The following is an 8,963-nucleotide window of genomic DNA, read 5'->3' on the forward strand; positions in this document are numbered from 1 at the left end:
AAGGTTCCCACCGCATCGGAGCACTCCGCGGTTTCCTCCATCGAGGCTTGTGCGACGCCTGCCCGCTGGCTCACCGGCGCGCTCACATGCATGCGGCTTCAGGGCAGGCATCGCACAACCCTTAACAAACAAGGCCAGTCGGGCGTGCGTCAACGAGAAGAACACGTCGCGCGAAGGGGGACTGCGCGCCTGAGCCGAGCGACCCAGACAATTTCACATAGTCCTCCTCCGAGCGCGATTAACCGTACCCGACTTTTCGCAGCCAGCAGTTTGTGCAACAACTCGTTGTACAGTTGTCGTGGCCACACGTCGTCACACGGGCTGACAGCTTGGATTACGCCGCGTAGCGGCTTTGATACGCGCAGGAATCGCTCAAGCAGGGCTTGCTCAAAGCCAGGTGCCGCCCTGCCGTTCGCTCGGCTCTTCCGTGAGCGCATCGAAATCATGAATCCAGTCCAGGTGATGCAGCACGCTGTCGCGCGTGCCGAGGCGGGCGTTGCGCGCCTGCGCGGCCGGCCCGTCGGGCAAATGCAGCACGTCGGCAGCGGCTATCGACGCATACTGCACCTTGCGCGTGCGGCCCCGGCGCAGGCGTTCGTAGGCTTCCTGCGCCTCGCGCCAATTTCCCGGACCCGCCGTGGCCAATTGAGCGGCCAGCACCACGGCATCTTCAATCGACTGGTTGGCGCCCTGGCCGTGATGCGGCACAAGCGCATGCGCGGCATCGCCGATCAGCGTCACGCGGCCTTTGCTCCAGCGTCCGAGCGGGGGACGGTGGAACAGGCCCCAGCGCTGACTGATCGGCACAGCCGTGATCATCTGCACGACGGCCGGATGCCAGTCCTTGAACAGGCGCAGTTGCTCGCCCTCGCTGGCTGGCATGACCCAGTCGCGCACCGGCCACGGCGATGGATGGCGCTCGACCAGGAGGAAATTCTGATCTCCATTGTCGCCGATCGGATAGTGCAGCAGATGGCCGCCGGGCCCGACCCAGAACTGGATGGTCTCGGGATCGGGTAGCAGGTCCATGCGTTCAGCCGGCACCACGCCGCGAAAGCCCGAGCAACCCGAATACAAGGCGTCGTCATAGCCAAGCATCCAGCGCCGCGTGATCGAGCGCGCCCCGTCGGCGCCGATCACGAGGTCGGCGTCGATGCGCTGACCGTTATCGAACGCCAGACTCACGCGATCCGGGTGCTGCACGAGATCGACCAGCCGATGGCTGAGCTTGATGCGCTCAAGTCCGACGGCTCTGGACAGCACCGCCTGCAGATCAGCACGATGAATGCCCCAGTACGAGCCGCCGAACAGCTCGCGAGAGCTGGGCGTGCCGCGATGATGGCCGATGACCGCGCCGCTGCGTCCGTCGCGATAGACGAGGCCCGGCACCTCCGCGCACACCTTCTCGAAGTCCGGACGCAATCCCATGCGCTCGTAGAAGCGCGTCGCGTTGGCCGAGAGCGCGACGGCCGCGCCCACTTCGCGCAGCTCTTCGGTCTGCTCGTAGAGTTGCGCATCGATTCCGTGCTCGCGCAGCGCGAGCGCAAGCGTAAGGCCGCCGACGCCGGCGCCGACGATCGCAATCTTTAGATCCATCTGCTTCATGACTGTGTCTCCGATATCCAGATTTATGGGTGTGGGCCGCCATGGCATTTACGGGCGTCATGGCGAATGCGCGTGCCGTGTCAGTATTTTCAGCACTAGACCTTCATTCCTCAATAAGATGAAATGAATCTGCTTCATCACTGGATTGAATGAGACCCGGATATGCGCGAATCATGGAACTGAGCGAAATCGACCTTAATCTGCTGCTGCTCTTCCAGCGGCTGATTCAGGAACGGCGCGTGGCGACCGTCGCCGAGCAGATGAACATGAGCCAGCCCGGCGTCAGCAACGCGCTCGCCAAGCTGCGCCGCCGGCTTGGCGATCCCTTGTTCGTGCGCGGGCCGGGGGGAGTGGTGCCCACGCCGTTCGCGCTGCGTCTGGCGGAACCGGTCTCGCAGGCGCTCGCCACGCTGCACGCCGCACTCAATCCGGTGACGGGTTTCGATCCGCTGCGCGCGATGCGCACCATGACGATCGGCATGACCGATATCGGTGAAGTCGTTTTTCTGCCCGCGCTGCTCGAACGTCTGTCGCGCGTCGCGCCGGGCGTCGCACTCAATACCGTGCGCGATACAAGCGTCAATCTGAGCAATGAGATGGCCGACGGCCGGGTCGATCTGGCCATTGGCTTGCTGCCGCAACTCAAGGGTGGTTTCTATCAGCGCCGCCTGTTTGATCAGCGCTATGTGTGCCTGTTCAGGCGCGGCCATCCGCTCGAGGACGCGCCGCTCACGCTCGCTGCATGGCGCGAGGCTGAGCATCTCGTGGTCGTGGCGGCCGGCACCGGCCACGGGCAGGTGGACGAATGGCTGAAACGGCGCGGCGTACGGCGTCAGGTGCGACTGACAGTGCCGCACTTCATGAGCGTGGGCTACATCCTGCAACGCACCGATCTGATCGCCACGGTGCCGGAGCGACTTGCCCTGCAACTGGCAACCCCTTTCTCGCTCAGCCTTCGCGCGCTGCCCATGACGCTGCCCGCCGCGCCGATCCATCTGCTTTGGCACACACGAGTCCAGCAGGACGAAGGCAATCGCTGGTTGCGCGGGGTAGTGATCGAACTGTTTGCGGACACGACAACGCATGTGCGCAAAGCAGAGGTGCAGCAAAAGAAATAGCACTCGTGGTCGAAAGGCCCGTTGCCTCAATCACGGCCAATCGAGGCAACCGGGCGCACATCAGACCGGGTTCGGCCACTTCCGGTCCTTCGTGACGGCCATTTGGATGGCCGCTCCTCCACAGATACTGTTGAAAAAGTCGTTGACCGTCTTTCTAGCGAGGTTAGCTCGAACACGATGTGAGAGCGGTTTCGATCAAGCAGGCTGATCTTCCTTGCGCGTCACGAGGCCGCCATCCCCATATTCCCGGATCACCTTCGCAATGACGACCCGGTAGCCGTCCAACCAGCGGGCCTGCTTCGACTTCGCTTCGAGGTGCGTCGGATGCCTGATCAATTGCAGCAGTGCGTCTTCCGACTCCCAGTAGTAGACGTTCTGGATCAATCCGGCGCTGGCGCTCTCCCAGGTCTCTTCACCCAGATACCCAGGAATTGCACGCGCCATTTCGGCGATCTCCTGGTCGAGGCGATGGAATTCCTCGTCGTACTGACCGGCCCTGAAAATGAAGGTAGAAGAGTACATAGGGCTTCCTCTGGAGATGAATGAAAGGACACAGAGTTTAGGGCATGAAGGGCTGGCAAGATCGTCAGGCCTTTCCGAGCCCCTATCTGTAAGGCCATGCCAGAAGCCTGATCCCGGCAACCCCGAATACGACAGCAAGGCATCCTTCCAGAGCGCGACGGGTCCGAATGTATAGCCGGCGAACTGAGTCCATGGAAAACAGGACGGCATACCCGCTGAACACCAGGCATCCAATGACCGCACAACCGGGAATCACGGCCCCGTAGGCAGATCCCGAGTTGTTCGAAGAGAGGGCGACAATCGAAACCCACACGAGTATGGCCTTCGGATTTGTCAGATGCAGCAACGCGCCTCGCGCGTACAGGCTCGTCAACTTCTCTGGCTGTTCCCGTTTCGGTGAGGTTGTAGCTGCAGTGGCAAGAGCAGTGCGTCCCGATTTGAAGGCCAGCCAGAGGAGGTACAGGCCACCGAAAATCTTGATCGCCACGATGAAATGGGACCAGGCAATCAGCGCCGCTGATATGCCGACCGTCGCTACCGTCGCCCAGAACATCGACCCTGAAATGACGCCCAGTGCGAACGCCAACGCCGCCTTCCGGCCGTGATTGGCCGCAATGGACATGATCGCGAGATTGCTCGGTCCGGGACTTGCGGTGCCAACGAAATACGCCGTATAGGCAAGCAATAAGCTTGCTGAGAAGAAGGTGTTTCCGGACATGTCGGATCTCGAAGTGGACTGAGTCCCAGGATTGTTGATGGCAGCGCGCATTCGCCACAATCAGGCGCCTAACATCCTGCCGAGCTCATTGTTGGGAGCGGATCGTTCTATTCCAGCTTCTTCGCAACGTGAGCGAGCATCGCATCGCCAATTGGGGAGTTGCCGCGCGCAGTGAGCGCGTCCCCGGCGCCTCGAATATCCCGCTCTTCCTTGTTCTGGCCAAGCTTGCTCTTGCCGACCAGACGCGTGATGTCAATCTGCAGACCGACGATCGAACCGAGCATGGTATCGATATAGTCCTTCGGTGCGTCGGCCATTTTCCAAGGCTGGGGTTGCGACGCCTCATTTGTGCGGGTCAGCCGGCCGACCAGGCCGCGCACATATCGCTCGTCGTCGTGAACGGAGATGCGTCCGTACGCGTGGACGACGATGTAATTCCAGGTCGGCACCTGCTTGTGGAATTCGTGTTTGCTCGGGTACCAGTTTGGGGAGATATAGGCATCTCCTGCGCGAAAGACCACGAGCACCTCGTCGCCGTTCGAGACGTCCTGCCATACCGGATTCGCGCGCGCGACATGCGCGCGCAGCGCGCCCAACTCGCCTTCTCCTGCCGCCAGTTCAAACGGAAGGTGGTTGGCGTCCAGCCCGCTCGTCCCATGCGTGATCAAAGTGCCGAACGGATGCTGTGCGATGTGCGCATGCAGGTTTTCGAGGCGAGGTTCATTGAAATGGGCTGGTACGTACATGTCTATTCCACGGGGGTGTCGAAGGTCACCGGTTCGAATTTCATTTGGACGCATTGTGATGCAAAACTGGTTTATGCTACAGGTCCAGTTTCGACAAATTTAATAGGACCAGAATCGTGGCAAGAACGGCCGGGGTGGCTGAAATTCCGTCAATCGGCACGCTGGACCGGGCAGCCGGTAACCTGAGCCGTCAGGTGGCGCAGGCATTGCGAGAGGCAGTACGCAAAGGGGATATCCGGCCCGGCGATGCGTTGCCGTCCACGCGATTGCTGGCAGCTTCGCTGGACATCGCGCGCGGCACGGTGATAGAGGCATATGAGCAGTTGATTGCTGAAGGCTTCTTGGAATCGAAAGGTCGCGCGGCCACACGGGTTGTTCAAGCGCTAGCCGAGCCGCAACAGACACGCGAACCAGGTATGGAACGCCAGCGGATGACCCGGACTGGCTTGCCAGAGCCAGCGGCAGTGTTCGCGCAGATCGCACAGGAGTTCAGGCCGCTTCCACCGGCGCCGTTTGCGATATCAGTCCCTCTCGGTTTGACTGCGCCCGCCGACATCTGGCGGCGGCTCGGCAACCGCCTGCGCGCGAAGGGGCCCGGCGCGCCGGCCGGTTACGCCGATCCGCTTGGGGCGTTACCGCTCCGTGAAGCGATCGCCAGCTACGTGCGCAAGTCACGTTCGGTGCGTTGCGAACCCGGTCAGGTCATCGTGACCAGTGGAACACAGCAGGGGCTCTTTCTCGCATGTCAGGTGTTGCTGGCTTCGCGTGATCAAGCGTGGGTCGAAAACCCGGCCTACCGCGGCGTAACGGCCATACTCGAGAGCATGGGCCATCGCGATACGATGATTCGCGTACCGGTCGACGCCGAAGGCATCGATGTCGAAGCAGGCATCCGGATGGCGCCTCACGCGCGTGCCGCCTTCGTCACGCCGTCGCATCAGTATCCGTTGGGCATGCCTATGAGCATGGCCCGGCGCAACGCGTTGCTGGCGTGGGCGCGCGCCACCAACGCATGGGTCGTCGAAGACGACTACGATAGCGAACTCCGATACCACGGCTATCCGTTTCCGTCGCTTCAGGGATTGGACCCGGATCGGGTCGTTTATCTTGGCACGTTTAGCAAGATCCTGTTTCCGTCGTTGCGGTTGGGCTACGTGATCGTGCCCGATGATCTGGTCGATGCTTTTTGCGGCGCGCGTGTGCTGATGGACCGTCATCCGCCGAACGCCGACCAGCATGTGCTGGCGGCCTTCATGGCGGAGGGCCATCTGGAGCGCCACATTCGCAGAGTTCGCAGTGTGTACTCGGGTCATCGGGTCCAGTTGATAGAGACGCTCGACGCGTTGCTCCCCAAGGATTTGGCATGGCTGGAACCAGGCGATCAGGGCATGCACGTTATCCTTTGGCTGGCGGAAGTCATGGACGATCGCCAAGTGGTCGAGCTGGCCGCCAGGGCCGGAGTCGCTGTGCGTCCTATATCGCCGATGTTCGCGCCTGGAACGGAGCGGCCCGGCCTGGTCCTCGGATTCGGGGGCTTTAGCAACGCGCAAATGAAAGCGGCCGCGCAACGTCTTGCCTCGGTTATTGCCGAAGTGACGAAGTCCCTCAAACGAAAACACGCTGCTATACGAAGACCATCCATGCGGAATGGCAGAAATTGACAACAAAGCGGCCACCACAGCTGACACGTCGAATGGCTATAGAGGGTCGAACTGGGCCGTTCAAAGTCACTTTGCCGGGTCTTCTCGGGCGACCAACCTTGCTCCCACTTCGAAAATCCCTGGGCAAATAGGTCTGGCAGTACTTGATTGTGAAATATTGAGTGGTTAGAGTGTTTAGTCCGGGAAAATTTTTGATTCCCAATCCCGGAGTGTGTTTCGTAGCCTGTCCTATAGAGGGGATGGGCTATTTTTTTATCAGACCAACGCCACCGGGGGCTGCATGACGCGGATATCCAGTTCGGATGGTTTTGTCGACCGATTAATGTGCGGCTTCGTGCGATCCCGAGCCCGCCTACTCGCGTTTTGAACATCAACGGGACAGCCGTCAATGTCAGGTCTTCTCAGGCGGCGATAGTTCAGGGGGGACTGACAGGTGCAAGGCCTGTCAGATATGGATTCTCGCCATTGCTGTAGCAAATCTGTAGCACAGCACACAAAACTCTGCCTCTTTTAGAGCATCAGCCGACTACTACGCAGTCCCGGCTCGCGCGCACATCTGTCGACAACCGGCCAGGAGCCGACGGTCGACGCGGCAGGCCAGATCGTCGACAATCCGAGATTCGCATGTAAGTCCTCATGTACCAGCGTTACGGCGGCACTAACACATACGTGGAACAGTTTCTCCGATCCCAGAACATCGCTGCAGCGTGAGGAATTCTCTTTCGCTCTATCGATAGCGACTGCCCAGCTATGGCATCTCGAATGTGCGGCCCGGCAATTTCGGTTCTGGAACACTCCAAGCCGGCCTACATGCGGCCACCGTTGTCTCCTATCACCGAATATGGGAAGCCTCAATTGAATGACCAAATAAAATGGACGACGCTCATAACGGTCTATTCTGCCGGCGTCGCCGCCTGCTATCTCGCGGGGTTCTGGGGTCAGTTTGACATCAATATTTTTCAATTCGCAGGTCTTACGGGATTCGCCAGTATGGCGCTGTATCCCCTGATGACGGCGATAGGGCTGAATCTCTTGGCCAGCCTCGTCGTCAGGTCGAAGCAGTCGGTCGAGCGAGAAGGGACCCGAGAAAGCGCTTGGCGCCGCCTATACAGAAAGGTGTACGTCGCTTGGTTATCCGTGGCACCCTTGGGCACACTGGTCGTGATTTCTCTCATTGCGGATCCCGTCAAGTGGGTGCTGGTGCTGTTTGTGATGACGCCCTGGATCAGCTGGCTCGCCGAGCTACCTCTGGTGGTCAAGGCTATTCCTGGCCAATCCCGATCGACAGCGGTTTACTGGCTTGTCGCGTTTCCGATCCTCGCAACCCAACTTGGTGCTTCGCACGCGCAAGCTTACTTTGAGGGCACAGAAACCCGGACGGTTGCTCCGACAGGCGCGGCAAAAGATCTGCAGTGGGACCCGCAACATCCAATTGGGTACTTGGGTTTCACTGGAGGGACCTATTTCCTGTTCGAGAGTAAGACTGGGAATGTGGTCATGGTTAACCAGGCGGTAGCGGCCCCGCTGACCCTTCAACGGAGGTCATTGCCAACCACGGCTGAGTGGCTTCGCGGCATTTTTCAGCACAAGAGATAGGCTTTAGCATCCAAGTGGCCGAGGGAAGCGCCTGTGGGCTCTTTTGCCGAACTGGTATCGTGCCTCTAGTCGGGCGACCGCGTTTGTTTCATCTCAGGGTTTGAGCCCCTGCGAACCGCGATGCATTCCCAACTCATATCTATTTGCGGTCGTGCTTCTGTTACCGACAGTACGTGGGATTCGAGCAGTGGTCTTTGAGGCGCTTGAGGGTGCAAGAACTCGCGTTGTGGTCGGGTTCCGCAGTCGTTCTGCGCTCGTCAAAACTGCCACGTGCGCGACAGCCACCACGACTTTTGTGGCGTCCAGAGCGTCCGCTTCGGAGAAACGCGAGTGGCAGAAGTGGGTCGCTTTGCGACGTTCGCCGTCGCTACCTAGTTCAACATCCCTCAAATATCCCCACACGCACATCGCTGTAATACGCCAGGCCAATGGCGAACCCGCGGACCTTCCCACTCTACCGCGGACTTGGTGAATGGCCGCGGCCAGGCAGGCGGACCCGCCAATGACGGATAATGTGGACTGAATTCAGGGAGAAGGAGTATCCGGTGCGTGTAGGTCGCCCGATCAAGGCATTACCCCAGCCTTTGTGCGATTACTGCGGCGCTCACGCCGCGCTCGTGAAATACGGCGAGGCGGCGTATCCCTACCGCGAGGACCACGGCGCGTTATGGCTCTGCACAACGTGTCAGGCGTGGATCGGCATCCACTCGCGCAGCACACGGAACGTGCCGCTGGGACGTCTCGCCGACGGCGCGTTGCGCGATGCGAAGAGCCGCCTGCACGACACGCTCGAGCCGCTGGTCGCGGGCAAGGTCAGGCGCGATCGCGTCAACCCGTTTGAGGCCCGCGCGAAAGCCATCCGATGGATATCCGGCGAACTCGGCTTCGAGCCGGTGCCGGGATCGATTCACAGCCTGTCGCTCGACCAGTGCGAACAGGCGATCCGGCATGTCGAAGCATTCATTGCGCATCGCCGCGCCGCTTCGTCAGACGGCAA

At 60.4% G+C, this 8,963-nt stretch carries 8 protein-coding genes; 4 read left to right on the plus strand and 4 right to left on the minus strand.

From position 1 onward, the window contains the following. Positions 1–387: 387 nt before the first annotated feature. Positions 388–1,605 carry an FAD-dependent monooxygenase gene (locus tag GNZ13_RS15985; RefSeq protein ID WP_172166039.1) on the minus strand — a complete coding sequence of 406 codons (1,218 nt, stop codon included), beginning with the start codon at positions 1,603–1,605 and terminating at the stop codon, positions 388–390. A 173-nt stretch (positions 1,606–1,778) separates the two neighbouring features. Between GNZ13_RS15985 and GNZ13_RS15990 the strand changes: the two genes are divergently transcribed. Continuing rightward, the gene (locus tag GNZ13_RS15990) at positions 1,779–2,723 is read left to right on the plus strand and encodes a LysR family transcriptional regulator (RefSeq protein WP_172166041.1); all 945 of its coding nucleotides are present in this window, start codon (positions 1,779–1,781) and stop codon (positions 2,721–2,723) included. 195 nt (positions 2,724–2,918) lie between these two features. Here GNZ13_RS15990 and GNZ13_RS15995 read toward each other — a convergent pair whose 3' ends face one another. The 3 genes from GNZ13_RS15995 to GNZ13_RS16005 all read right to left on the minus strand — a co-directional run bounded on the left by GNZ13_RS15995 (position 2,919) and on the right by GNZ13_RS16005 (position 4,709). Continuing rightward, positions 2,919–3,245, minus strand: a complete 327-nt coding sequence (locus tag GNZ13_RS15995) for an antibiotic biosynthesis monooxygenase family protein (RefSeq protein WP_172166043.1) — start codon at positions 3,243–3,245, stop codon at positions 2,919–2,921. A gap of 82 nt (positions 3,246–3,327) precedes the next feature. Then, complete coding sequence (locus GNZ13_RS16000; RefSeq protein WP_172166045.1) at positions 3,328–3,963, minus strand: LysE family translocator; 636 nt, start codon at positions 3,961–3,963, stop codon at positions 3,328–3,330. A 107-nt stretch (positions 3,964–4,070) separates the two neighbouring features. Beyond that, on the minus strand, positions 4,071–4,709 hold the full coding sequence (locus GNZ13_RS16005; protein WP_172166047.1) for an FMN-binding negative transcriptional regulator: 639 nt from the start codon (positions 4,707–4,709) through the stop codon (positions 4,071–4,073). 116 nt (positions 4,710–4,825) lie between these two features. On the opposite strand from GNZ13_RS16005, the gene pdxR reads away from it, so the two are divergent. The 3 genes from pdxR to GNZ13_RS16020 form a co-directional block, all read left to right on the plus strand. Continuing rightward, positions 4,826–6,370: a MocR-like pyridoxine biosynthesis transcription factor PdxR gene (gene pdxR / locus GNZ13_RS16010; protein ID WP_172166049.1), complete on the plus strand. Its 1,545-nt coding sequence runs from the start codon at positions 4,826–4,828 to the stop codon at positions 6,368–6,370. An 855-nt stretch (positions 6,371–7,225) separates the two neighbouring features. Beyond that, positions 7,226–7,966: a hypothetical protein gene (locus GNZ13_RS16015; RefSeq protein WP_172166051.1), complete on the plus strand. Its 741-nt coding sequence runs from the start codon at positions 7,226–7,228 to the stop codon at positions 7,964–7,966. 545 nt (positions 7,967–8,511) lie between these two features. Next, positions 8,512–8,963 (plus strand): zinc-finger-containing protein (locus GNZ13_RS16020; protein WP_172166053.1); only part of this gene is annotated, 452 nt, incomplete at its 3' end.

It is taken from the genome of Paraburkholderia elongata, assembly GCF_013177735.1.
In the GTDB taxonomy this organism is placed as follows: domain Bacteria; phylum Pseudomonadota; class Gammaproteobacteria; order Burkholderiales; family Burkholderiaceae; genus Paraburkholderia; species Paraburkholderia elongata.